The sequence below is a fragment of the Chitinophaga sp. NPDC101104 genome, from assembly GCF_050277495.1.
Classification (GTDB): domain Bacteria; phylum Bacteroidota; class Bacteroidia; order Chitinophagales; family Chitinophagaceae; genus Chitinophaga.
Genome location: NZ_JBNNSF010000001.1, coordinates 1,337,252 through 1,363,197, shown reverse-complemented (window position 1 = coordinate 1,363,197; position 25,946 = coordinate 1,337,252). Strand labels below are relative to the sequence as shown.

Annotated in this window: 21 protein-coding genes; 11 read left to right on the top strand and 10 right to left on the bottom strand. The window is 54.3% G+C overall.

Annotated elements, in window-relative coordinates; genetic code table 11:
* From ACQKLP_RS05645 to ACQKLP_RS05620, 6 genes are all read left to right on the top strand, one after another.
* Positions 1–624, top strand: coding sequence for a response regulator (locus ACQKLP_RS05645; RefSeq protein ID WP_427320873.1), 624 nt, complete (start codon positions 1–3; stop codon positions 622–624).
* A gap of 96 nt (positions 625–720) precedes the next feature.
* Positions 721–1,056: a DUF4870 domain-containing protein gene (locus ACQKLP_RS05640; protein WP_427320871.1), complete on the top strand. Its 336-nt coding sequence runs from the start codon at positions 721–723 to the stop codon at positions 1,054–1,056.
* Between the two features lie 31 nt (positions 1,057–1,087).
* Positions 1,088–1,279: a hypothetical protein gene (locus ACQKLP_RS05635; RefSeq protein WP_341843079.1), complete on the top strand. Its 192-nt coding sequence runs from the start codon at positions 1,088–1,090 to the stop codon at positions 1,277–1,279.
* 130 nt (positions 1,280–1,409) lie between these two features.
* On the top strand, positions 1,410–1,904 hold the full coding sequence (locus ACQKLP_RS05630; RefSeq protein WP_427320869.1) for a MarR family winged helix-turn-helix transcriptional regulator: 495 nt from the start codon (positions 1,410–1,412) through the stop codon (positions 1,902–1,904).
* Positions 1,901–2,662 carry a hypothetical protein gene (locus ACQKLP_RS05625; protein ID WP_427320867.1) on the top strand — a complete coding sequence of 254 codons (762 nt, stop codon included), beginning with the start codon at positions 1,901–1,903 and terminating at the stop codon, positions 2,660–2,662. The genes ACQKLP_RS05630 and ACQKLP_RS05625 overlap by 4 nt, the downstream gene beginning before the upstream one ends.
* 100 nt (positions 2,663–2,762) lie before the next feature.
* Positions 2,763–3,263 (top strand): CPCC family cysteine-rich protein, encoded by a 501-nt coding sequence (locus ACQKLP_RS05620; protein WP_427320865.1) that lies wholly within the window; start codon positions 2,763–2,765, stop codon positions 3,261–3,263.
* A 115-nt stretch (positions 3,264–3,378) separates the two neighbouring features.
* Here ACQKLP_RS05620 and ACQKLP_RS05615 read toward each other — a convergent pair whose 3' ends face one another.
* Genes ACQKLP_RS05615 through ACQKLP_RS05590 form a run of 6 tightly spaced genes read right to left on the bottom strand, consistent with a single transcriptional unit; the run spans position 3,379 to position 13,143 of the window.
* Positions 3,379–4,227, bottom strand: coding sequence for an ROK family protein (locus ACQKLP_RS05615; RefSeq protein ID WP_427320863.1), 849 nt, complete (start codon positions 4,225–4,227; stop codon positions 3,379–3,381).
* 10 nt (positions 4,228–4,237) lie between these two features.
* Entirely contained in the window at positions 4,238–5,566 is a 1,329-nt protein-coding gene (locus tag ACQKLP_RS05610; protein WP_427320861.1) for a hypothetical protein, read from the bottom strand.
* 48 nt (positions 5,567–5,614) lie between these two features.
* Positions 5,615–6,811 (bottom strand): DUF4998 domain-containing protein, encoded by a 1,197-nt coding sequence (locus tag ACQKLP_RS05605; RefSeq protein ID WP_427320859.1) that lies wholly within the window; start codon positions 6,809–6,811, stop codon positions 5,615–5,617.
* A 25-nt stretch (positions 6,812–6,836) separates the two neighbouring features.
* The gene (locus ACQKLP_RS05600) at positions 6,837–8,003 is read right to left on the bottom strand and encodes a DUF5000 domain-containing lipoprotein (RefSeq protein WP_427320857.1); all 1,167 of its coding nucleotides are present in this window, start codon (positions 8,001–8,003) and stop codon (positions 6,837–6,839) included.
* A gap of 47 nt (positions 8,004–8,050) precedes the next feature.
* Positions 8,051–9,958: a RagB/SusD family nutrient uptake outer membrane protein gene (locus ACQKLP_RS05595; protein ID WP_427320855.1), complete on the bottom strand. Its 1,908-nt coding sequence runs from the start codon at positions 9,956–9,958 to the stop codon at positions 8,051–8,053.
* A 44-nt stretch (positions 9,959–10,002) separates the two neighbouring features.
* A complete protein-coding gene (locus ACQKLP_RS05590) occupies positions 10,003–13,143 on the bottom strand; it encodes a SusC/RagA family TonB-linked outer membrane protein (protein ID WP_427320853.1) in 3,141 nt (1,046 codons plus the stop codon).
* A 256-nt stretch (positions 13,144–13,399) separates the two neighbouring features.
* Here ACQKLP_RS05590 and ACQKLP_RS05585 point away from each other — a divergent pair, with 256 nt between their 5' ends.
* The 3 genes from ACQKLP_RS05585 (at position 13,400) to ACQKLP_RS05575 (ending at position 17,373) form a co-directional block, all read left to right on the top strand.
* Complete coding sequence (locus ACQKLP_RS05585) at positions 13,400–14,134, top strand: GntR family transcriptional regulator (RefSeq protein ID WP_427320852.1); 735 nt, start codon at positions 13,400–13,402, stop codon at positions 14,132–14,134.
* A 73-nt stretch (positions 14,135–14,207) separates the two neighbouring features.
* On the top strand, positions 14,208–16,013 hold the full coding sequence (locus tag ACQKLP_RS05580) for a class I mannose-6-phosphate isomerase (RefSeq protein ID WP_427320850.1): 1,806 nt from the start codon (positions 14,208–14,210) through the stop codon (positions 16,011–16,013).
* Between the two features lie 16 nt (positions 16,014–16,029).
* Complete coding sequence (locus tag ACQKLP_RS05575) at positions 16,030–17,373, top strand: sugar porter family MFS transporter (protein ID WP_427320848.1); 1,344 nt, start codon at positions 16,030–16,032, stop codon at positions 17,371–17,373.
* A 98-nt stretch (positions 17,374–17,471) separates the two neighbouring features.
* Here the strand turns inward: ACQKLP_RS05575 and ACQKLP_RS05570 are convergent, their stop codons facing one another.
* Entirely contained in the window at positions 17,472–18,692 is a 1,221-nt protein-coding gene (locus ACQKLP_RS05570; RefSeq protein ID WP_427320846.1) for a glycosyltransferase, read from the bottom strand.
* 376 nt (positions 18,693–19,068) lie between these two features.
* Between ACQKLP_RS05570 and ACQKLP_RS05565 the strand changes: the two genes are divergently transcribed.
* Complete coding sequence (locus tag ACQKLP_RS05565) at positions 19,069–21,348, top strand: hypothetical protein (protein WP_427320844.1); 2,280 nt, start codon at positions 19,069–19,071, stop codon at positions 21,346–21,348.
* A gap of 306 nt (positions 21,349–21,654) precedes the next feature.
* Here ACQKLP_RS05565 and ACQKLP_RS05560 read toward each other — a convergent pair whose 3' ends face one another.
* Positions 21,655–21,924 (bottom strand): barstar family protein, encoded by a 270-nt coding sequence (locus tag ACQKLP_RS05560; RefSeq protein ID WP_427320842.1) that lies wholly within the window; start codon positions 21,922–21,924, stop codon positions 21,655–21,657.
* Between the two features lie 425 nt (positions 21,925–22,349).
* On the opposite strand from ACQKLP_RS05560, the gene ACQKLP_RS05555 reads away from it, so the two are divergent.
* The gene (locus ACQKLP_RS05555; RefSeq protein WP_427320840.1) at positions 22,350–22,925 is read left to right on the top strand and encodes a cupin domain-containing protein; all 576 of its coding nucleotides are present in this window, start codon (positions 22,350–22,352) and stop codon (positions 22,923–22,925) included.
* Between the two features lie 224 nt (positions 22,926–23,149).
* Here ACQKLP_RS05555 and ACQKLP_RS05550 read toward each other — a convergent pair whose 3' ends face one another.
* Positions 23,150–23,773, bottom strand: coding sequence for a response regulator (locus ACQKLP_RS05550; RefSeq protein WP_427320838.1), 624 nt, complete (start codon positions 23,771–23,773; stop codon positions 23,150–23,152).
* 29 nt (positions 23,774–23,802) lie between these two features.
* Positions 23,803–25,776, bottom strand: a complete 1,974-nt coding sequence (locus tag ACQKLP_RS05545) for a tetratricopeptide repeat-containing sensor histidine kinase (RefSeq protein ID WP_427320836.1) — start codon at positions 25,774–25,776, stop codon at positions 23,803–23,805.
* Positions 25,777–25,946: the final 170 nt, after the last annotated feature.

The window sequence follows — 25,946 nt, the reverse complement described above, 5'->3', positions numbered from 1 at the left end:
ATGATACAAGTTTTGTTGATAGACGATCACCCGATCGTCATGGAAGGATTGAAGAACCTGCTTTCCCGGCAGGAAGATTTTACCATCGCCGGATGTTGCGCCACCGGGCAGGAAGGCCTTGCCGCTATTTCGGAACTCTCGCCAGACGTGGTGTTGCTGGACATTAACCTGCCAGACGTAAGCGGCATCGATATCTGCCGGCAGGTCCGCAAGCAAGACAAAGACATCCGCATCATCGCGCTGAGCGTGCATAACGAACGGCCCGTGATCAAAAACCTCCTGGCCAGCGGTGCCAACGGGTATGTGCTGAAGAATTCGGTAGGGGAAGAAATCATCACTGCCATCAATTCCGCGCTGAACGGAGAAACCTACCTCTGCCGCGCCGCGCGCGATATCCTCAGCACCATCCAGGAAGGCGAACTGGCGGAAATCCCCAAGATCACGCGGCGGGAAAAGGAGATCATGCTGCTTGTGAGCAAGGGGCTGACGACCACGCAGATCGCCGAGCAATTGTTCATCAGCTCCCATACCGTAGAAAGCCACCGGAAAAACCTCATCGAAAAATTCGACGCAGGCACGATGACGGCCGTCATCAAACTGGCGACCCAATACGGTTTGATGTAAGCCCGGGTAAAAAATGGCGGTTTTCAGGGATATCGGCCCCCTGCTCCCCGGCGTAGTTTTGTGGAAACAAATATTCACCATCAAAACGAAACCAGTATGGACAGAAAAACCGTCGCGATCATTTCCTACATCAGCATCATCGGCTGGCTCATCGCGTATTTCCAGTACAAAGACAAGCCCCGCGATCCTTTCGTGGCCTATCATCTGAAGCAGGCATTGGGCATCGCGGTCATCAGCATCATCCTGGGCGTGGCCATCAATGTGGTGGTGCGGATCGTGCCGGCACTGTCTGTAGTCGTATATGCCAACATCGCGATCCTCGTGCTGTGGGTGCTGGGCATCATCAACGCCGGGAACGGCCTGCAGAAGCCCGTTCCCGTTGTGGGCGCGATGTTCGAGCGGCAATTCCCCTTCCTCGATGCTAAAGCGTAACCCCTTCCATCAACTCCCAAACATAAATTTTATGCAAAAAATCGGCTCCTTCCTCGTCATTATCGGCCTTTTATCCATTGCCGCCGGCTACTTCGACCGTGTTCCCAAAATCCTCATGTGGATCTACCAGTGGGGCGATGTGGTGGCCTGGTCCATCAAGATCGGCATCGTTGTACTGGGCGCGGCGCTGTTCCTGCTCGCTCCCAGGAAGCAAACTACCTAGTGTTTTGTACGCCCGGATAGAAAAAAGGTCTCCTTGTCATGAGGAGGCCTTTTTCATTCTTAAAATTTTTATATAGACAACTATATAATTAACTATATAGTTGTACATTCGCTGATAAACAGGCAAAGCCATGCAGATGGATTTCATAAAAGAACTGGGTTACAAGGCGCTGGACAGCCGGCTGAAGCGCATCAGCGACCGCATCGCGCACGATGTCAGGAAGTTCTACAAGGAACAGGGGCTGGACATCGAACCGAACTGGTACCTCGTGTTCATGCTGCTACGCCACGGTGAAGCGGTCCCTATCGCCGCTATCGCCGAACGGTTGGGATATGCGCACCCGTCGGTCGTGGTCCTGGTACGGAAAATGGCGGAAAAGAAATACCTGCAGGTGAAGCAGGACAGCAAAGACAGGCGCCAGCAGCTGGTTTCCCTATCCCCCAAAGCCATAAAACTGCTCCCGCAGCTGGAAATGATCTGGAACAGCTGCGAAAAAGCCATCCTGCAGGTGCTGTCAGACGATCTCGCCATCCTCCGCCACCTCGACCGGATCGACGCTGCATTGAAAACACGGTCTTTCCACGACCGCTTCCAGCAAGCTTACTTAGATTCCAATATATCATGAAGACACTTACATTATTTTTTGCACTGCTCCTGCCCTTCGCGGCTTCCGCCATCGAAACCAAAGTGATGGTGCGGGCCAAAGCGCGGGACGCCAAATTCATCGGCAGCTCCCTCGGCGGCGCTTACATTATTATCCGCAACAAGGCCAACCAGCGCATCCTCGCTGAAGGGAAAACCACCGGTACGCCCGGGAACACGCAGCTGATCATGAAAAAACCCGTGGCCAGGGGTACCGCTATCAGCGACGATCAAACGGCGGGATTCTTAGCGACCATCGATATCGACGAGCCCACGTTCGTCAACATCGAAGTGATCGCACCGTTCAACCAGAAGCAGGCCCAAACGATCGTCAGCACGGAGCGCTGGCTCCTTCCCGGCAAAAACGTGCTGGGCGACGGCATCATCCTCGAAATCCCCGGGTTTATCGTAGACATCCTCAGGCCCCGCACACATCAGTTCATTTCGTTGAAAACCGTGAAAGACAAACCCTTCCAGTTCCAGGCGAACATCGTCATGATGTGCGGGTGCGTGATCGACAAGGGCGGGCTCTGGAATTCCGATGAAATGGAAGTGAAAGGCGTACTGAAGAAAGACGGGAAAGTGATTCGGGAAGTAAATTTTACGCTCGTTTCGCCGAACCTTTTCGAAGGGGATTGCCCCATCACGCAAACCGGGAATTACGAACTGGTGCTGTATGCATGGCATGAAAAAACCGGGAATGCAGGGGTCGACAAGATGAATTTTGTGCTGTACGAATAAAAACCATTCTTCTCCGATCGAATGAAAAACCCGTGCGCCGCGCGGGTTTTTCGCTTTTCCGGGAAACCTCCGTTCCGGATATTTATGGTATTTTTAAGGGATGGACGACGTAGAGATCATAGCGGCTTTCCGTGCCCGCAGGGCACATTACGACACCTGGCTGCAGGCGAACGATGTTCCCTTTTGTACCTGTCCGGGCTGTGGGTTCCCGACGCTGCAAGAACGCTGCGACTTCGAGATCTGCGCCGTGTGTAATTGGGAAGACGACGGGCAGGACGACCATTCCGGCAGCATCCTGGACGAATTGCAGGTTTCGGGCATCAAGGTTTCCGGCCCCAACGGCCACCTTACCCTCACGGAAAACCGGATCAACATCGGCCGGAAAATTGAAGTGTATGCCGATTTGATACAGGGCGAAGTGGATACCGATACCGGCCGCGTGATCCAGAAAATCGCATTTTACCGGCAACGTAAATCCGACATTGCAGACCGGATGACGGGCGACGAGCACATCCAGGACCATATCTGGATCGAATGGAAAGAAGTTTCCAAAGACCTGCTGATGGAATTGATGGTGCCGAAGGAAACCGGTCCCGAATAAGAAAAAAGAAACCCGCGGCAGGCGCGGGTCTCTTAAAAATCCACGGGCCCAGAAGGGCCCGTGCGTACCAAATCAAGATTTGCTTGAACTAACCAAGATCTTTATAGCCATTTTCTTATCGTTCCGAACCTACCGGCTCCTTCTCCAGCAAAGCGGCCGCGCCCAGCAAAATGCCTTCTTCGCCGAGTGCGGACACCTGGAACCGGTATTGCCGCTTAGCCGCGGCCAGTCCCGCTTCCAGCGCATCCCCGAACAAGGGGTACGCCCTGGCGATATTGCCGCCCAGCAGGATGGTATCTACTTCCGGCGCGGCTTCCGACAGAAAACCTGCCAGGTTCGCGCCGAATTTCCGGAACACTTCGCCGCTGTTTTCGCGGGTAGCCAGTTCCCACACCGAAGTCAGCTTTTCTCCGCCCTGCGCCGCGAATGCATGCAGGAGCCAGCGGGAAGAAAAGTAATCGTCGGCCAGGGAGTCCCCGAAAGACCGGCACCAGTAATCCGGCGAAAAATATCCTTCACCAGACCGGACCACCGATCCAAAACCCGTTCCCAGCGTCAGTCCCAATACGTTTTCGTTTTCCTGGAAACAACCCGCGAAGTAATGTCCGCGCAGGAAACAGGTGGCGTCGTTATCGAATTGGATGTTACCGGCATCGATCTGTAATCTTTCCGCCAGCGCGTCCTTGACATTCACACCGTAGAGTGCGTCGAACTTCGACTGGCCGCGGACCCGGCAAACGCCCGACGCGTAATCGAACGGCCCCGGCATTGCCACCGCGAACTGCGTCCCCCCATGCGTTTCCGCGCACCGGGCGATGGCGGCGGCCCAGCAATCGAGGATTTCGCCTGCCGGGCTCCGGGAATCCACCAGCATCCGGGAACCTCCGTTGCATGTCCTGCTTTCCATATCCACGGCCGCTACGGTAATGTGCGAGCCGCCAATGTCCACCGCTGTGATCTTCATTTTCTTTTAATTATTGGTTTTTTGCCGCCCATTTGCGCAGCAGCTGGATCGCATCATACAATACGCCCGCTTCTCCCCGGAAATCGCCGGAGCCGGAAGGTTTACCGGAACGCACTTCGTACCACTCGTGGAACCCGTGCTGGATCACACGGTCGAGCATGGGGCTCACTTCTGCGTAGGCCTCATTGTTGAAGCCATTGAGGTGCAGCGCATGGATCATGCGGCCGCCGAACCAGGTCCAGTCGCCGGCGTTCTGGTAATGGTACGCCGCCATGTTGGGAAATACTTCCACCGGGTAGGGCGGGTACACCGTCATCCCGATGGTCGCGAATTTCTCTTTCTCCGCCGCGCTCAGGAACTGGTCGTTGATGGCGCGGATCTCGGATTTGGAGTGCAGCCCGGCCAGGATCGCGCAGGCGGTACCGCCGGTATAGAGGATCTCGTTTTCGTTGAAATCCGCTGGGAAGGGGCTTCCGTCGAGATAAATATGCGGGATGTACTTTTTCTTTTCCGCGTCCCAGAGGTGCTTGCGGACGTTCTTTTTAATATCGCCGGCCGTCTGTTCCCATTTTTTACGCATGTCCCCTTTCGGCAACAAGCTCATGAAATCGTTCAGGGCGATGATGAACATCGCGTTGTCATAGATATCGATGGTCCATTTGGTTTTATCGTTGAGCGCAACGCCCCAGCCTTTTTCGGGCTGCACATCCCCCCAGTCGATGGTGGTGGCGCCTTTGATGAGGCCGTAATCCGCGGCCCAGCGTTCCTTCAGGAGAAAGTTCATCGCGGCTTCCATGCGGAGGAGCACGGTTTGCGCGCCCACTTTTTCATCGAGGATGGATTTATCGCCGGTGGCGTCGATGTATTTGCGGACGGCCTGGATGAGGGAGGTTTCCTGGTCGGTTTCCACGGTATTCTTGTGGCTCGCCCATCCCGGGGCGAGATCGGTGCTGGCGTATTTGTAAGCCAGCGCGGCATCTTTCTTGGCGATGGCGCCGTCGGGGATGTTGCCGTCTGCCCCCTGGAGCTTGAAGAACAGGAGCAGCGCCTCTTTCACGTCCTTTTTATCGCGCACCTGGAGCGAGCCGGTGATGAAGGTATTGAGGTCGCGGATCCAGATCTCTCCGTATCCGTTACCGGCGTTGAACCCGTTGAGGATCCGCAGGGCGCGGGTTTCCACGGTATCCAGCCGGCTGTCGCTCAATATCTGCCTGGCCAATGCGCGCTTCCCGATGCTTTCTTCTATCCTTCCCGGATAAGACACCAGTTTCAAATCCCCCGTCTGCGCAAATGATGCCGCCGAAGTGAATAAAAAGCTTAAAAAAATCAAACGTTTCATGCTACTTGTTTGTGGTTCCTGTTGATTGTTGCTATATCCAGACCGGCATTACCGGTCGTGCGTGAATAACGATATTTCTCCCATGGTAAAAAATGCACTGTTCCCCCAGTTGGTGAGCAGTTTAAAGCGGTAATACCGGAATTTGGCGGTGCCTGCAGCAACGGCGAAATCTTCTCCCGCCAGCGCGTAATCCACGTCTTCCTGCGTATTCTCCCCGACCGGCTTGCCCGACGGCTTTACCGACGCGAAGGAACCGATTTTGGTCCAGCTGTCCCAACTGCCGTCGCCCGCCGGACTGTTGCTCCCGTAAACCTCGAACGTTTTCACGTTCTCGATCCTGTACAGCCTGTCCGTAGCCTGCCAGTATTTGATGCGGCTCAGCGCGGCCGATTGCCCCGCGTCGATGGTGAACCACGCCGGTACCTGGTTGGCCGTGGCGAAGCCTGAATTGATGTTGCCATCCCACAGGTAAGGCATCAGCCAGCCGTGATTGCTTTTGATATCGGTCGGCAGTTCCAGCACACTGAACCCGGATTTCGCCAGTTGCCGCTCAAAAACGGGCAGCGTGGCGGAAGAAAGGGGCGGATAGAAAAACTCGAACGCCATGGTATCGGGCTTGTATTGCGAACGGTACGTCAATTGCGAACGGCTTTCGTAATCTGGCAATGTGGTCACCGATTCGGTAGCCGGAACGGTGATGGTCTTTTCCACCCCGTCGGCGCCTTTATATTTCACTTCCGTGCCCAGTTCCCCGCCGGCCGGTTCTCCCCAGTTCAGGAGCACCTGGCTCCCGTCGGCCGACTGCTCCACCGAGCGCAGCGTACGGTTTACCAGCGAACTGGTGTAATTCTGCCCGTATGCCACGCCAAAAGCGTTGACCATGATGGAAACATGACCTTCATCGTCGTACGTATACACGGCGAAGTTATAATTCCCTTCCTTCAGGTTTGGCACCAGCACGTCGATGGTATCAATACCGGAAGTGCGTTTTACGGGCACAGTGACCGAATCGGCGTTATTGCTCCAGAACACGCGCAGCTGGCTCACCAGCGGATCGTTCCCCAAAACTACGGACAATTTGATCCGGTTGAGGCCCGGTTTCACGAGCACGGTATCTGCACGGCCGGGATAGATGATTTCCCCGCCTTTCATAAAGTCTTTGTATGCGTCGCGCTTGTCTTTGGAGCAGGATGCGGCGGCCAGAACGATCATCCCGATTAACAGTGAAATGCGTAAATCTTTCATGATTTTGATTGGTTAATGGGATGGATTAATGCGTATCTCCGTACATTTTGATCTCGTGGAAATTCACGTACGTACCGTTCGACCAGTTCTTCAGCGTTTTGAAGCGGATGTACCGCACTTTCGGCGAATTGACCGGGAAGGTGACGGTGTGCCCCAGCAGCGCGGCTTCCTGGTCGGCCTGGGAAAGCTGGCCTTCGGGCAGGCCGGAAGGTTTGGTCTGCGTAGACCGGGCCAGCAGCACCCAGCTATCGTCGAAGCTGCCGTTGGGATTGGGGTTGTTGCTGCCCCAGATCTCCACTTCCTTCGGGTTGTGCAGGCTGAAGAAGAACCCCGGGCGCATGAACCACACCAGCCGGCTCAGTTTGGCGGTAACGCCCATGTCGTAGGTGAACCATTGCGGCATCCGCGCATCGTCTGACGAGTGATAGAAACCAGCCTGCGTGTTGCCGTCGAACAGGCCGGCGATGGAGCCGAGGTGCCCGATGGGCGCATCTCCGGGCAATACCACCCCGTTCATTTTCGTACGGTCGAGCTGCTCTTCGAAAAGCGGGGTGAGCTCGGTGAGGAGGGTGTCTGACAGGTTGCCCCAGCGGTCGCGTACGTATACGCCGAACCGGGTGGGCTTGTTGGGCATGTTCCGGGTGGAGAAATCGCCTTTCTTCAGTTTGGTATATTGTGTGGCGCGGGGCGAAAACTGGCCCAGCGAATCGATCGACAAAACCACGATGGCGAGATCTTTCTCTTCTTCGTTTTCAAAGGAAACGTTCACGCCGCCGAAGTCGGGAATAATCCCCAGCGATCTGCGGACGATCCGGACAGGCGGCTCCAGGGGCTTGACGGTGATTTCCGTTGGTGCGGAAACGTTCTCGCTCTTGTCTACCGCAAACAGCGTAACGGTGTAGGCATTCGTATCGCCGAACCCTTCCATGAGGAGGCTCCGGTTGAAACGGCTCACGCGGGTTTCGCGCACCGTGCCTCCCGGGGCGGTGTAGCGGGCTTTGATGTACTGGAGGTCTTTATCCCCGGGCAATTCGAAGCTGATCCTTGCCGCGCCGTGGAGGTTTTCCACGGTGAGGTTGCGGACGGCGCCCGGAGGCGTTCCGTCCTTTTCCACAGGGCCGGCCTCGTCCCTTTTGCAGGCGCCCGCCGCCAGTAAAACGGCCAATGCGGCGAGGGTGAATTTGTTTGGCATACCGATATTTTTAAACTGCTTTCGCAAATGTTATCATGAATTTTTCGTTACCATCCGGGGTTTTGCACCAGGTTGGGATTGATCTGCAGGTTCCCTTCGGCGATGGGCCAGAAGTAATCGCGCGGGGCGATGAACTGCGGGCTGTACAGGAGCACGCGGCGGTTGTAGTCTTCGTAAGTGGTCTGAATAATATCCCAACCGTAAATCGCTTTGCTCAGTTCCTGCGGCGCGGTTTTCCAGCGGCGGAGGTCCCAGAACCGGCTGCCTTCGAACGCCATTTCGATGGTGCGCTCCTGGCGTACGATCTCCCGCAGACCGGCTTGGGTAGTGTATTTGGCAGGATTGGTGGAATAGGTGGCCCAGGCGCTTTCCACGGATTTCAAGCCGGCCCTTTCGCGGACCATGTTCAGGTAGCGCAGCGCGCCGGCAGCATCACCGGTTTCGTTCAGCGCTTCGGCATACAGCAGGTACAGATCGGTGAGGCGGATAACCGGCCAGGGATAAGACTCAACGGTAAGACTGGTTTTGTCGAACACGAGGTTCCAGTTCACGATTTTTTTCGTGTAATAGCCAGTGATGGAGTAAATACGGCTTTGCTTTTTGCCGGCCCATTGTTCGGATTTGCTCTGGATCTTGAATTCCCCGTTGCGCATGAACCATTTGGAACCGTCGAAAGCGATGTCTGCATAGAAACGGGGCTCGCGGTCGAAATGAAGCCCTACCGACTTATACCCTTCCTGGATACCGGAATCGAGCGCGGTGGCCGTGCGCAGTTTGAAACGATTGGCGTGGTCCCAGGTTTTGTCTTCGGTGATGGGCACGCCGTTCTTCGTGTAGAACAGCTCCGCGATCTTCATGGGCGGGGCCAGTTTTGCTTTCAGGGCAATGTTGAAGTTGTTGGGATCGAGCTGGGGGCAGGCATAGGTCTGGAGCCAGTAGGTAGGCGCTCCGCCGGAAGTGTTCCCCCAGATCAGCTCGCTGTTCCATTTCTCGCCAACGGCGTTGCGGATATTGAGCTCCGTGCGGGTGAAATTATTGACTTCCACCACGGCCGAATTGAAATAATACAACTTCAGGCCCGCTGCCGCAGCCATGTCGATAGCCGCTTTGCAGGCCTCGCGCGCACGCACCCATTTCTGATCGTCGGCCTGCGCGTTGAACAGCAACTGCCCGTTATTGTTCTTGAAATTTGCAAAATCGTTATTGCCATTGAACAAAGGACTGGCGGCCGTAACGAGTACCCGCGCCTTTACGGCCAGGGCGGCTGCTTTGGTAACGCGCCCCAGTTCGGTGGTAACGCTGGTAATTTTCATGGGCAACGCTTCGCCGGCGGCGGCATCGTCGAGCGTCTGCACGATATAGTTCACGACGGAATCGACCGGCTGGCGGTACACTTTCATGGCTGCCGGCGGCGCATCGATCGGGAGGTTTTTATCCATGATGGGGATAGGCCCGTACATCCGGAAAAGGTACCAGTGCATGTAAGCCTTCAGGAACTTGGCTTCCGCGATCCAGCGGTCCCTTTCGTAAGGCTGCAGATCGTACACCTTGCCCACGTTCTCCAGGAAGATATTGCAAATGCGGATTCCCTGCCAGAGCGACTTCCCATCGTACCCGTCCCAATAATTCATATACGGCGAAGCCTTTTGCTGGTTGCCGCGGGCGATGTTGTAGGGATCGAGGTAAAAGTAATCTTCCTGCATGGGCCAATACGTCCACGCCTCGTCTCCGCCGCTGAAAGCGGGATTCTTGTCGGGATGGCCTTCCTGCGGAAGAAAGGAATAGCAGGTGAAAAGATATTTTTCGGCTTCGAGACGGTTGGCGAAAGCGTGGTCCAGCGTGGGCACGTTGTCTGGCACCATATCGAGGAACCCTTTCATACAGGACCCCAGCATCGCCGCAACTCCCAGCAGCACCACGGCCACCATCCGGCCCTTTAATATTCTGACTGACATGTAATTATAATGTTTCAGGTGATTGAAATGTATGGCGCGGGCGATTACAACTGTACGTTGATGCCCATGTTGAACGTCCGCTGGACGGGGTATCCCAGCCCGTTGCCGCCTTGTTCGGGATCCCAGAGCTTGAAGGCGCTGATCACGAAAAGGTTGACGGCGTTCGCATAAATGCGCAGCCCGTTGATGCGGTATCTTTTCAAACCCTTGTCGCCGATGTTGTACCCGATCTCGGCGCTTTTCATCCGGAGGAAAGCGCCGTCGCGCATCCACCAGCTCGACACCTTATTATTATTGGCGTTCTGCGTCATTCCCAACCTTGGCCAGAAAGCGTAGATATTGCGGTTGTCTTCAGACCAGTGGTCGTCTGCGATCGCTTTGAGCAAACCGTTTTCGTTGGGCCCGTCGGCCACGAAAGGCGAGATCTTGGCCGGGTCGATGTAGAACGAAGAACGCGCCGATCCCTGGAAGAAAGTGCTGATGTCGAAATTTTTGTAGCCGAACGAGAAACCGAACCCGTAAATGATTTCCGGGGTAACGGGATAGCTCAGCCCGTTGATCATGTCCAGGTCGGTGATCTGGCCGTCGCCGTTCAGGTCGCGGTATTTGATATCGCCGCCGCGGGTTTCGCCGAAATGCTGCTTGGGGGAGTTTTTCACGTCTTCATCGTCTACGAACAATCTTTCCGCCACCAAACCGTAAGCGAGGCCAACCGAGTGGCCCACGCGGGAGAGGTACTTCATGTTGGCCGCATATTCCGGCTCTTCGTTCACCAGGATTTCGCTGGTGGCGTAGGTGAACGTACCGCGGGCCTGCAGCCAGGCTTTCCCGAAGGTTTTGTTGTAATCGGCCTGCAGCTCAAACCCGCGCCCTTCGGCCACGCCCACATTGGCAGACACCGGCGCCGTTAAGCCCATGGTGGTGGGAACGTAAGCCCGTTGCATGAGGATGCTGTTGCGGCGCTCCTTGTAAGCGTCTATGGTAAAGTTCACCGAGTTCCAGAGGCTGAGGTCCATGCCCACGTTCGCCTTGAGCGCACGTTCCCAGGTGATCAGCTCGTTGGGATAGCGGGAGATCAGTACCCCCGGCCGGCCATACCCGTAATTCTCGCCAAACGTTGCCCCGTAAGGATTGTAGTTCAGGTTCACGTTGGAAAGGTAGAAGAACCGGTCTTCCGCCCGCCCGATCTGGTCGTTGCCGGCCAGACCATACGTGGCGCGGAGTTTCAGGCGGGAAACGGTGTTGGATAAATCGGAAAAGAAATCCTCGCTGCTCACGTTCCAGGCCACGCCCACAGAGGGAAAGAACCCGAACCGGTTCCTTTTCGCGAAACGCTCGGAACCATTGTAACCGAAATTGCCTTCAAACATGTAGCGGTCGTCGTACCCGTAAGTCACGCGCCCGGAAACGCCCTGGTTGCGGAAAGGGAGCGATTGCTGCAGGTCGGTGGAATTGCCGTTCAGATAGTTCCGGCGGATACCGATCAGCAAACCGCCGACATTGTGCACCTTATTGAACGTGCGGTTGTACATGACGGCCGCTTCCGCGTAGGTGGTGGTGTTGACGATCTTGGCGCCGGGGTTGTAGCTGAGGTACTCCGTCCCGGTTTTCTCGTTCAGGAGCGACAGCGTATAACCGCCTGGTGCCTCGAGCGAGGGGTTGGCGGAATAATAGAACGGTGAGAACTGGCGCGACAGGCTGAAGCTCGAATACCGTTTCGTATAGATCATCATGCGGGCCGTGAGGCCGGGCGTCAGGAAGTTGAAGTCCTGCTTCAGCTCCAGCTGCACGTTCAGCGTGGAGGTATTGTATTGCTGGAATCCGGAGACCATGTTGGCGTAAGGGTTCGTGTACACTTCGCCGTCGGTGCCGCGGGCGGCGTTGCCGAAAAGCGGGTGCTTTACCTGCGGGCGGTCGCTGGCCGGGAAAATGGCGGGGAAGCGGACGGGGTTGGCGTTGAGTACGCTGCCGAAGATGGCGCCGCCGCCGCCGATGGGGCCGTTATAGTCGTCGAAGTTGCCCGTGGTACGGAAAATGGCTTCTGTGGTTTTGGTGAGTTGGAGGTTCACGTTGGAGCGCACCTCGTAGCTGCGCAGCTTGATGTTGCTGTTGAAGCCGCTGCCGCTTTGGGATTTGAGGATACCGTTGTCCTGGTTCACGGTGGCGGCCACGTAATACTGTGCTTTGGGGGTGCCGCCGCTGAGGTTGAGATTGAGCCGCTGGTTGTTCGTGTTCTTTTTGATCATTTGCTCTATCCAGTTGTTGTTCGGATAGAGGTAAGGATTGTCGCCCGCCACGGTGTGGTCGATCTTGTTCTGCGAATACGGGAGCACGCCGAGCGGGTCGCGGGTGAGCATGGCTTCGTTGGCCAGGCGCATGTAGGTGATATTGTCTGCCAGCTTGAAGTTGCGGGTGTTCGACGTCATGGAGTTCTCCAGCCGCACGTTCATTTTGGTAGCGCCGCTTTTCCCGGATTTGGTGTTGACGAGGATCACCCCGTTGGCGCCGCGGGCGCCGTAGAGCGACGATGCGGCGGCGTCTTTGAGCACGGAAAACCCTGCGATATCGTCGGGCTGGATGCGCGCCAGTTCGGTAGCCGTGGATTCCATGCCGTCGATGAGGATGAGCGGGTCGATTTTACCGGACCCGAAAGAGGTGATGCCGCGGATGAAGAACTGGGCGTTGTCTGCCCCGGGCTCGCCGCTGCGCTGGTAGGAGATCATGCCGGAAATACGGCCGGCGAGCATGGTAGTCAGGTTACTGGTGGGGCCTTTCAGCTCTTTGGGGTTGATGGTGGTGATGGAGCTCACCATGCTTTGTTTTTTCTGATGGCCGTAAGCTACGATCACCACATCGTCGAGATCATTTTTATCCTCCAGCAGGGTTACGTTGACGGTGCTCCGGACGCCGGGCACGATTTCCTGGGACTGGAATCCGACGAAGGAGAACACGAGTGTGTCTGCGGCGGATTTCAGCTGGAGGGTAAATTTGCCGTCGGGCGTGGTGACGGTGCCGGACTGGGTGTGTTTGATGCGAATGTTTACGCCGGGAATGGCTTGTCCTTTCGTATCGGTCACACTGCCGGATATTTTCGGTGCCTGTCCGACGGCTGCGTTGGCGAGCAACAGGAGCAGCCACAGGAAGAGGTACCGCTTTCTACATAACATCGGGTAGTTCTTCTTCATAGTGAACGGGAATGTGAATATGTTTTAATTGTGTGTACATATTTACATATAAACCCGGGAAACTACAAACATTTTGACCGGAAAAATTTTAACATTTTCATAATGATTTGATAATATGAACATTACGAATGATTATTCATTCTGTTGAATGATGCTTTATTTGCATCATTCAGACATTCGGGAGGAATCTGCCGGTGGGATGGGGTGGCTACGGATTTTATTTTCTAATTTGCAGGTAAGTTATGTTTATACATGTATGCGATTAAAGATTGACCATCAAAGTGCCGTTCCGCTGCATATCCAGGCGGAGAACCTGTTACGGGAGCTTATCAAGCAGCCCGAGTACCAGGCCGGAAAGCTGTTGCCCAACGAAGTAGAGCTCGCCAAACGGCTGGCCATATCCCGCACCACCTTGCGCCAGGCCATCAACAAGCTGGTGTATGAAGAACTGCTGGTGCGCAAGAAACGCCTCGGCACCAAAGTGGCCAACGCCAAGATGAGCTCCAAATCCATGAACTGGCTTAGCTTTTCGCAGGAAATGCAGGCCCGGGGGATCGTCATCAAAAACTACGAGCTCCACATCAGCTGGGTGTTCCCCGATGAAACCGTGGCCGGCTTCTTCGATATCAAAACCGACCAGAAAGTCCTCAAGCTCGAACGCCTGAGAGGCAATACCCAGGAGCCTTTCGTCTACTTCATCTCCTACTTCCACCCACGGGTGGGGCTCACCGGCGACGAAGACTTCAAAATGCCCCTCTACGAAATGCTTGAACAGGAACACTTCGTCATCGCCACCCTGTCCAAGGAAGAAATCAGCGCCCGGCTCGCCGATAAGCTCATCGCCCAAAAGCTGGAAGTGGATGTAGACAGCGCCATCCTCCTCCGGAAACGCTTCGTGTTCGACCAGGCCGACCGCCCCATCGAATACAACCTCGGCTATTACAAAGCCGAAAGCTTCATCTACACCGTCGAAAGCCGGCGCTCTTCCTGATCCATCCTTCCCCCTGGTTTGGAATTTAATTTGATTTGGTATATGTTTGTACATTACTACATTTATATACCTTATGTCTACCATTAATCCAGCACAAACCCAACAGCAACACCGGTTCAGGGCCACAGAACAATTCCTGGCGCCCCCTACCAAGGAAAAACGGGAACAGGCAGGCTATGACATTTATCCCTGCTTCACCGCAACAGGCCCCATCCACGCAGGGTTCGACTCCCTCCTCACCTGGATCCTCCAACGCCGCGCCAACATCATCATCGACGGATACGTAGGCGTTCAATGGGAAGATTTCATTTCCGCCCTCCAAACCCGCCTCGCCGCCCTTCAAACCAATGCCCGCTTCGTCAACGTCAACACCGCACTCATCCCCGCTGCAGACCGCGATGCGCTCGTTGCGTCCAGCCTCGGCAACGGCGATCCCCTCTTCGGAAAAGTCTTCGACGGCCAGCTGAGCGATTTCTTTTCCCCGGAAAAACTCCGCGACATCCGGCCCGAAAACGGCCAGTTGAATATCCTCTACGGCTGCGGCGCCTCGCTGTGTGGCTGGGACGGCGCACTCCTCTATATCGATCTCCCCAAAAACGAGATCCAGTTCCGGTCCCGCGCAGGACAAGTCTGCAACATCGGCCACCACAGCATTTCCGGCGATGCGCGCCAGCAATACAAATCGTTCTATTTCGTAGACTGGCCCGTGCTGAACCGCCATAAAAAAGCCCTGCTGCCTTCCGTAGAACTGTTCATCGACGAGCAGCGCCTCAGCGAGATCACCTGGTGCGAAGGCGATACGCTCCGCAATACGCTCCGCGAAATGTCGCGCAACATGTTCCGCGCGCGGCCCTGGTTCGAGCCGGGCGTATGGGGCGGCCACTGGATCCGGGAAAACATCGCGGAGCTTAATCCCAACGTCGTGAATTATGCCTGGTCGTTCGAACTGATCGCACCGGAAAACGGCATCCTTCTCGAACATGAAGGCCTGCTCCAGGAAATTTCGCTGGATACGATGCTCATGCTCGATAACACCGCCGTGCTCGGCAAAGCCGCGCCCCGCTTCGGCAACACCTTCCCCATCCGTTTCGATTTCCTCGATACGTTCGACGGCGGCAACCTCTCCATCCAGTGCCACCCCAGCGTTCCCTATACCCGCGACAATTTCGGTGAGCCGTTCACGCAAGACGAAACCTATTACATCCTCGACGCCAAACCCGGCGCCAAAGTATATCTCGGCTTCCGGGACGATATCGATGCCACCGCTTTCAGAAGCGCGCTCGAAAACAGTGTGGAACAACACCAGGCCGTCGACATCGAAAAATTCGTTCAGGTATTCCCGTCCCATCGCCACGACCTTTTCCTCATTCCCAACGGTACCGTGCATAGTTCCGGGAAAGACAACCTGGTACTGGAAATCAGCGCCACGCCCTACATATACACCTTCAAAATGTACGACTGGATGCGCACCGACCTCAACGGCCGGCCGCGTACCCTGAACATCGCACGGGCGTTCGAGAACCTTGATTTTGACCGGAAGGGCGATGTGGTAAGGGAAACCCTGCTGTCGGCCCCGGTTACCATCCAACAGGGGCCCGACTGGCGCCTGCTCCACCTGCCCACCCATCCCCAGCATTTCTACCGCATCGAGCGGGTGGAATTTTCATCCGCCGTTCAGCTCGAAACCGGCAACCAATGCCATGTGCTGAGCCTCGTGGAAGGCGAGCGCATCCGCGTGCTGACGAACGGCCGGGAGCAGGTGGTGCATTATGCGGAAACCTTCATCATCCCCGCCGCCGCCGGCGCTTATACGCTCCTCAACGACAGCGGCGAGGAAGTGAAAGTTGTCAGGGCTTTCGTGAAAGAAGAATGCTGCTAATCTCTATACCGATAATATGGATCAATCCGCAAAGTATGTAGGTCTTGCCACTTTTACCGCCGCGCTCGGCGGGCTCCTTTTCGGCTTCGACATGGCCGTTATTTCAGGGGCGCTGCTTTTCGTCAAAGACCAGTTCCAGTTGACAGATGCCGTTCAGGGCTGGTTCGTATCGTCTGCCCTCGTGGGTTGCATTGCCGGCGTCGCGTTTTCCGGCGTGCTGAGCGACCGTTTGGGAAGAAAGAAGATGCTCGCCGCCGCGGCGGTGCTGTTTCTGCTGTCGGCCGCCGTCAGCGCGCTTTCCCCGGGCTTTACGATTTTGGTGCTGGCGCGCATCGCAGGTGGCGTGGGCGTGGGCATCGCGTCTATCGTGGCGCCATTGTACATTTCAGAGATCGCGCCGGCGCATATCCGCGGGCGGCTGGTTACATTGTACCAGCTGGCCATCACCGCGGGCATCCTCCTCGCGTATCTGACGAACGCGGCCGTTCTCCAATATGCGCAAAAGGCGCCTGCCGCCCATTGGCTCGTTGCCGAGCCATGGCGCGCCATGATCGGCATCGGTGGTATTCCTTCGCTGCTGTTTATCATCTGTATCGCGTTTATCCCGGAAAGTCCGCGCTGGTTGCTGCAAACGGGGCGTACGGCCGAAGGGATGGCCATCCTGCAGAAAATGAACACCAGCATAGACGTTGCCGCCGCGCCCGCCGTGGCTTCCCGGGGCTCTTTCCGGGAGCTGTTTTCGCCAGCGTTGCGCAAACCCATGCTGATCGGCATTTTGCTGCCTTTGTTTTCCCAGTTCAGCGGCATCAACGCAGTGATTTATTACGGCCCCCGCATCCTGAACGAAGCAGGGATCAATATTTCGAACGCATTGCTGAGCCAGACGATTTTCGGGATCGCCAATTTCGTGTTCACGCTCATCGCTATCTGGAAGGTAGACAGTATGGGACGGCGTCCACTGTATATGGTGGGATCGCTGGGTGCCGCCGCCAGCCTCCTTTTCGCCGGATATTGCACGCATACCGGGGCTACGGGGAACCTGGCGCTGGTAGTGGCGATCATCCTGTTTCTCGCCTGCTTCGCGTTTTCGCTGGGGCCACTGAAGTTCGTCATCGCCGCGGAAATTTACCCCACGCATATCCGCGGCCAGGCCATGGCCGTGAGCCTGATGACCATGTGGGTCGCAGATTCCATCGTGGGGCAGCTCACGCCGGTGTTGCTGGGGAGATTCGGGGGCGCAACCACTTTCTGGTTCTTCGCCTGCTGTTGCCTCCTCGCCTTCTGGACCGTTCTGCGGATGGTCCCGGAAACAAAGGGGCGCTCGCTGGAAGCGATGGACGACGTTTTCAAGGCGCACTGATCCGCCGCTATTTATCCTCTCCCGATGCCATTCGGAACATATGCCAGATGAAAAGGCTTCCTCCCGGGGAAGCCTTTTTTCTTTTCCGGCGCCTGCCGTTACGGGTGCTGCCAGTTCCGGTCGAACAGTACATTGTCCACGCCCGTTTTATGATGCGGTGTATGAATGAACGCGCTGTTGGCTTTCCGGTTCCTGAAAACGAGCACCAGCATGAGGAACATAGCCCAGGGGAGGTACAAGACCGCCCGCAACAGGAAGCGGGTGTAGAACTTCACCGGCAATGGCAGCAACAGGCTGCCGCAGCACATGCTCAGTAACGCGATCCAGCAATGGTAGGGAATAGCCAGATAAGCGTTAAAAAGCAGGTAGATCACGGAAAGCAATAGGGTGGCCGCCAGCAACAGGAGCCGTGGCAGCAGGAGGTTCTGCCATATGGAAATATACCAGTAATCGATGTTCCCGTTCAGCAGCTCCAGGTTCCCTTTCCACCAGTTTTGCCGCAGGCAGTACAGCTGGCCGAACAGCCAGCGTTTCCGCTGGTTTTCGAACGCGCGGGCGTTGGAGACCTTTTCATCATAGATCAGCGCCTCTTCCAGGTAATGGATGCGGTGCCCTCTTTCCACGATCAATTGTTGCAGCACTTTATCTTCCCCGAACCCGCCGATGGCAACGGCCTGCTGCATCGTTTCCCGGATGAGCCGAAATTCGGCCGCAATGCCAGAACCCGCCAGGGACGCGGAAAGCCGGAATGCATTAGCGCCCTTGCGGTGGATGTGGTTGGCGATCATCTCGTTGGCCGCATCCAATATCGCAAACGGCATATCCAGGTTCTTTGCTACCCGCTGCGCCTGGATGACCGGGTGGCCCTGGCGGAAAGCACGATTCACTTTCAGGAGAAAATCCCTTTCCAACACGTTATCCGCATCACAAACCAGCGCGATATCATACACCGGCGGCAGGCGCTCCAATGCCGCATGCAGGGCTTTCGCTTTCGTGCTCACGGTGAATTGTACCGGCAGCACGTACAGGCCTTCCTGCAACAGCTTCGAAATCGTTCCGGGCTGTAGCGAATCGGCGATCACCACCACATCATAGCTCGCCCGCGGATAATTCAGGCTATCGTAGCTTTTCGCTGTATTTACGATTACGTTGTCTTCCTTGTAAGCCGGTATTAATACCACGATGCGGCAACAGGGCGCTCCTTCGTCCAGCCCCGCGGCGGGCGCGGCAGCCCAAAAACGGCCGGCCACCGAAAAGGCGAAGTTGTAGCAGACGCATGCAGCCAGGTAGACGATGACGAGTAGTTCAGCAACGATCATGGTAACCATTTTTGAGGAATTCGGGATGTATAGGTACTTTGGGCAATTTCAGGTATGATCATCATTACAACGGTACGGGATAGTGTTATCGCGTTGAAGTTAAATACTGATGGGCTTTACTAAAATCGGCCGGTCCGTATGAAATAAGGTAGCAGTGGCGGGCCGGAGGCTGCAAATAAAGCATTACAAAAGATCAATTTACCGGTTGCAGTCCCCTGATATTTCATGAAAATTTACCGTTCCGGAATTCCGGCACCGGATGTCGTCCGCAGGACCGGGTTATGGACATGGACGATCATTCGGGGCAAATTCGTAAATTAAAACATGCGGCACCCGGCCAGGCGATCTGCCGGCGGGGCCGCTTCGCATCATTTATATGAGAACGATAATCAAAAAAAGTATTTTCCTGCTCCTGGCTACCGTGTTGGCCGGCGGCGTACGCGCGCAGCACGATTTCCAAACGGATTATTTCAGGATCCACATCAATAACAAGGGGTGGATCACCAGCATGAAAAACATCACCGTTCAGCCGAACCGTGAATTCAGTCCGAAAGACAAGCCATCGCCCCTCCTGAGCCTGTACGACAGTAAAAAGAAGCAGTATTACCAGCCTGTAAAGGCCACCTATGCGAAAGGGAACAATACCCTGGCGCTGCAGTACCCGAACGGCTCGGTGGCTACCATCAGCATCCAGCCGCAGCAGCGGTACTTCAGGCTCGTGTTGCGCTCCCTTTCTCCCCGCAAAGGGATAGACGCGGTGCAATGGGGCTCCATCCACACCAATATCACCAACCTCATGGGCGAGATCATCGGCGTGAGCCGCGATACCAGCGATGCGGTCAATTTTGCGATCGGGATGCTGGCGCTGAACGATAATACCCTCGGCGGAACGGCCGAAACCATCGGCGACGCCGCCCCCTTCCAGTACATCATTCACACGCCGGACGCGAAGCGGTTCCCCTTACCGGATTCCCTTCACGAAGGACAGGTTTTCACCCTCGGCGGCAATGGCATCAGCGATGTGGCGTTTTACGCGCATAAGGAGCCATGGTTCCGGATCATGTACGGAAATGCCGCCATGGTAGACGCAAAAGGCAGGATATCCATCGCCTACCAATCCCGCGACCGGACGATCGAACGGGAAGTCTACTTTTCCCTCATTCCCAACATGGCCGCCAACACGCCTAACCATTTGCAGGTACAACCCTTGCCCGGCGTGGATTACATCGGCTCCTCCGTGGCGTTGTGGGGCAGCCCTGACAGCACCGCGCTGCTGGACGTTATCCAAAAAATCGTTCTGGCAGAAAAGCTGCCCTACCCGACCATCAACGGCAAATGGGTGAAAGACCCCTCCGCCTACGTTCCCGACGCCATCACCGCGGGCGGGTTGTACGACAGCATTATTTCCTATACGGCGAGGCTCGGATTCAAAACGATCAGCCTGTACGACCAGGGGTTCCTGCGGCCCGACAGGGGAAATGCAGGTTACATCGACGGAAGGAACTTCGAGCATAAGCCCCTCAAGCTCACGAGCGGGAACCTGTCGCATAAAGAATTCGCCGATATCGCCGCCCGGCAAGGCATTACCATCGGCCGGACGCCCATCACCAACTCCCTCGCCCCGGGCACCCTCGATGCCAGCCCGGTGCCCAGCGACAGCCTCTGCTACCAGCAAAAGCGCCTGCTGACCAAAGGCATCGGCGCCACAGATACCATTATCCTCGTAGACGATCCCAGGTACCTGGAAGAGATCGCCAGTTGGGAAGGGCATTGCGCCAATCTGAACATGATAAAAATCGGCAAGGAGCTCATTCATTACATGGGCGTTTCCACCACGAAGCCTTACCGGCTCCTGCAGGTAAAACGCGGTTACTGGAAAACCACGCCGGCGGCACATGCTGCCGGGGATGTGATTTACAAGTTACAGGTAACGGTGAATTACGGGTACGACGGGCTCATCCCGAACATGGAGCTGCAAGACGAAATCGCCGCGCACTACGCGGATGTGTGCGCCATCAACGGACTTCGCTATTACGATTTCGACGGGCAGGAATTCCTCTTCAACAACGGGCATGGCTATTATTCCGCCAAGCGTTTCTTCCGGAAGATGTTCGAGAGGGCGGAACGGTCGGGCGTTGGTACGATCCGGTTTACGGGGGCTACCCTGTCTGAGGGCTCGTGGCATTACCAGAGCATCTGGAACGTGGGCGGCGGGAAAAACCTCTACGATACCGACACCCGGGAATGGGGAAGCGCCACCAGCCAGGGAAAAGACCTCCGCGACGTCACCTATGCCAACTTCTTCCCGGTGGGCATGGGCGGCAATTTCCCCATCAAGGCGAATTCGAAAGCTACCGACTACGAGCATGTGCAGGCCATATCGGTGGGCGTGGGCACAACCTATAGCCTCACGCTGAATCAAAAGGACGTGGAAAGCTGTCCGGAGAAGGAAAAGATCTTCACCGTTATCAGGACCTGGGAGAACGCAAGGGCGGCCAACGCTTTCCCGCGGTGGGTAAAAAAAGAACTGATGGACGCAACGCAGTCGTTCCACCTGGAAGAAACAGACGGCAACAACTGGAACCTATACAAGACAAACCGCGATGGCTCGGCGCCGCGGTTGTTCGTGAAATTGAGCAGCGGCATGGGGAAGTGACGGGAGATATCCTATAAAGAACCACAAAAAGGGGACGATCATTTGTAAAATGATGTCCCCTTTTTTAGTTTCCATGAGTTTAGCGGTAATTGGCTGGATTCATCTTTTAATGTAAATAAGCGTGCTGTTGGGTTAAACATTGCAATCTGCCAGAAAGAAAGCACGTTAAAATTTCCGGCAGGGATTGGGCGGGATGATAATAGGTGTTTAAAGAATCTTGACAGTCCAGCTCGACTAAAACATCCCCGTATATTACGGGTCTCTGAACAATTGTGCGGCCTGTGAGGGACGATTATCGATTTGTATTTAACTACATTCAAACTTAAACCCCTCAAGCACCTTCACTGTTTCATCAAATATCAGCTTAGCCTTAACCGCAAATTCCCCTAAGTACATTTTACTGAATTCAAAATCTCTCCAAATAACCTTGGCAGGTGGATCTATCCATCCCGTCATACAATCCCAAAGCGCGTCAAGATTGTTTCCATAGTAGACCGGAAACTTCAATTGCTGACTGATTGCTTTGTGAAAATCTTCAACTGTCCTTAATGCAGTCCCTTCCAATACTGCTATCATCTTAGTTTAATATTATTTGTGTAAATGATTCATAATGAAACAATGCTTCCTGGTTCAATCTGTCTTTGGAGCAAATGCAAGACACCAGACAAAAATAGAATTTATATCAAAATATCTATGGCTGATCAACAGAGCGGTCATTGAATGCATATTTTCAATTCAGGCAGAATTGGTACCTTTAGGCAAGCCCAATAGTCATATTCATGCTGCATCAGGCTTATTTGCGCTGAAGAAATCGTACGGAATTGCAATAATGCCGGCAAAGTTAATTTAGCATACAGAAAAGAATTCCGATAATCCCGCCAATAATTCCTCTTATTCAGCCATTGTTTGACATCAGCGGATTGCTTTAATAGGAAACATCAATTGGATAACTGATCCAGACAGCTCAACTTCTTATATTCCTGAACTCCAAAACAGATACTATGAAACGCAGTACTTTCTTAAAGCTTGGGGCTGTTATGGGAGCCCTGTTTGCTGTTCCATTCAACCTGCTTGCAAAATTAAGTTCAAAACCCGGGAATGAAAAAGGCTTTAAGGTTGAAGCCGGGAAAGATCGCGCCGGAAAAAGTATCTCTCCGTTTGAAGGAGACGTTTTTTATACAAAAGTCTCGGCTAAAGACACCGATGGCGGGATGTATGTTTTCGAATCTACCCGTATCAAAGAAGGCGGGCCCATCCTGCATACGCATTATGAAACTGATGAATGGTGGTATGTGCTGCAGGGTGAGTTCCTTATCAGAGTGGGCGACACAACTTACAATGCCAAAGCAGGCGATTTGGTATTTGGGCCCCGGATGGTGCCTCACACTTTCGCAAAAATCGGAAACGGCGAAGCCAGGGTCATGATAACCCACCAGCCCGCGGGAAAAATGGAAGCGTACTTCAGGAAACTCAGTGAAGGCGTAGCCAGAAATATGACGGAGGAAGAAAGGAATGAACTTAGAAAAGCGCACGGATTCGAGAAGGTAGGCCCGCCGATAACTTATTTGAAGCAGTGAAGCGCACGTTTTTTTTACGGAAATGTGAACCGGCCAAATACCAAAAATGGGTCAATTAGTTTTTAGACGCTATAATGCATTCAGCGCCGCTTTATTTCCGCTACCTACTTCTATAGAACGCCGGTCGAAGAAAAAAACTACCCGCTGTGAAACCCATGTAAAGAATTGATGGTAAATTAAGGGTGTCATTTTAAAGCACTTGGGGGAAGGAGGCAATCGCCTCCCTACTCCACATTAATCAGCCCCATCTTCGCAGCCTTTCCAATTAGGATCGCTGTATTCTTTGCGTTAAACTTTTCGAGCAGGCTTTTGCGGTGCGTATTGACCGTAGGTATGCTGATAAACAGTTTTTCTGCGATGGCCGCATTGGTAAGGCCGGCGGCGATAAGTTTCAGTATTTCATTTTCCCTTCGGGTGATGACGGGGATTTGATGGGCAGAATCTTTCAAACTGGTGCTGGCTTCGTGGCTCATATAGGTTTTACCCCTGGCGGCGAGTTGAATGGCTTCCATCAGCTCCTGCTTGCCGGCGTTCTTTAGGAGATAACCGGAAGCGCCGTTGTCGATCATATCCCGGATAACCGCGTGCTGGTTGAATGTACTTAGACCGAGCACATTGCAGCCGGGATACTTGCTCCGTACTTCCCGGCAAAGCTCGATGCCGCTCTTGTCGGGCAGATTGATGTCCATCAAAATCACGTCGGGCTGCTGCTGTGCTAAAAAACTGATACAGCTCGCCGCGTTGGTAGCATGCCCCAGCCACTCTATCGAAGGCTCCTGCTGCAAGAGCGAACGGATGCCTTCAATTACCATGTAATGGTCGTCTACGATAAACAGTTTAATTTTCATGCAAGCCTTGAATTAAGCCAGCGGTGGCGCTAAACATTTATTTCTATCAATACCGATGTGCCTTTGCCGGGCCCGGTGCTGATATCTATTCTTCCCTTCAAAAAATCGACCCGGTTCTGGATATTATGCCATCCCATGCCCCTGGCACTCTTCAGCGACTGTACATCAAAACCGCGGCCATCGTCTTCCACCGTTAGCGCAAAAAGTCTATCCTGCAATGCAAAGTTGGTTTGCACCAGCAGGTTTTGCGCATTCCCATGCTTCACGGCGTTGCCGATCAGCTCCTGGGCGATACGGTAAATGGTCACGGCCGTGGTATGATCTGCCGAAAAACCGGTCATGCCGATGGATTGATAGTTGACCTTCAAGACCCCGCTGTTGTCTATTTCGCTGCAGTAATCTTTAAGCGCCGTGTCCAGCCCATACTTCACCAAAATTTCAGGCATCATATTGTGCGCCACCCTTCTCATTTCGCTGATAGACGAGTCGAGCATATCGAGACTGCGCTCAAATGCCCGGGCATTTTCGGGTGTCATTATTAAGTTCCCTCTCATACTGCTTAATGAATGTTTAATGCCGCTGAGCATGCCCCCCAACCCATCATGGAGGTCTTTGGCAAGGCGGCTTCGCTCCTGTTCTTCTCCTTTCAGCACAGCTTCGGTAGCGGTGAGTTGTTTTTCGGTTTCGAGTTCATCGATCTTCGCCTGCTGCAGTTTCTGCCGGTTACGGTAATTCCGGTAGCCAAGGCTGGAAATCGCCAATAAAGCCGCAGTGCCGGCAATAAGCATGTAATTGAGGATATTTTTCTGGCGAAGCTGAAGATTATGGATCTCCCTTTCTTTTTGTAGCGATTGAATCTCCCGGTCTTTCCCGGCAACCTTAAAGCGGGTTTCCATCATCGCGGTTTGCGCCTTCATTTCATCCGACATGATGGTGTCTGACAACAGCAGTTTCTTATTCAGGTATTCGTTCGCGCTTTTCCAATCCGAATTATTCTGATGCCAGGCAGCCAGCAAACTGTAAGCGTCCAACCTGTAGGTCTTCATTTGGTAGGAGATCGATTTGTCCAGCAGCGTATCCATATACCGCTTGGCCTCCGCCAGCTGTCCTGCGTCCTGGAGGCATTGCGCCAGTGGGCCGAGTATGACAAGCTGCTGGTACTTGTCGTCGATCGCCAGCGCAATTTCCCTGGCTTGCTTGAGGTAGGAGACCGCTTCCACGAATAGTTTCCTTTCCTGATAAATCATCCCTTTGCTTTCATAAAAAAGGAAAAGGTGGATAGGCTTGTTGTTATTCCTGACAACGGGCTCGATTTTGTTCAATAACGCCTCTGCCTCGCCGAATTGTTTATTGCCGAGCAGCCGGGTGATATAGTTCAGGCTTCTGCCGGCCACCGCGGTTTGCACACCGGACTTTTCGGCGGAAGCGATGGCTTTTTTATCATATTCCACCGACTTTTCGTGTTGCGATATTTTATAATACACTTCCGCCATGCCATCGTATACGACAGATACCACCTGGGGTTTATAGACCTCCAAAACCGCGGCGGCCTCCGTATAATGATGGATGGCCTGGTCATAGTCGCCGATCTTGAAGCAATCCATACCCACGTTATGGTGGAGAAATGCCTTTTCGATGATCGCTGCCCGGGAGGTGTCTCCCTGAAAGGCCAGGAACGCGGAGTCGGCGTATAAAAAAGCCATGGGAAAATCGCCCCGGTCGGCATAGTAGATCTCCTGGGTGCTATAAGCGATTTGCAGTCCCCTTTGATATTGCCTTTCCTTGCTGATATCGATCATTTCGGCGATATAGGGCAGCAGCAGGGTAGTATTCTCGTTAACAGCGTTCTGCGTGTATTGATGGATGAGGCGGACGCGCGTGGTATCCCTGGCCGGATGCTTGTCGATTTCCGACCGCAGGCTGTCCAGATATCGGGTCTGCGCCAATAACCCGGCACCGCACGAAGCTTGCAAAGCAATCAGTATCAGTAGAAATTTTCCCATACGCCCAATTTACATTATTCCGTAGCTACAAATAACGGAAAAGGAAAATAGTTGCCGCTCGTCCTTTTTAATGATTTTTTGACGGCTGGCAAAATCATGCTTTTTAATGATAAGGGGAACCGCCATCCGAAGCTACTTTTATATCGCAAAAACGCCAATCGTTTAACAAA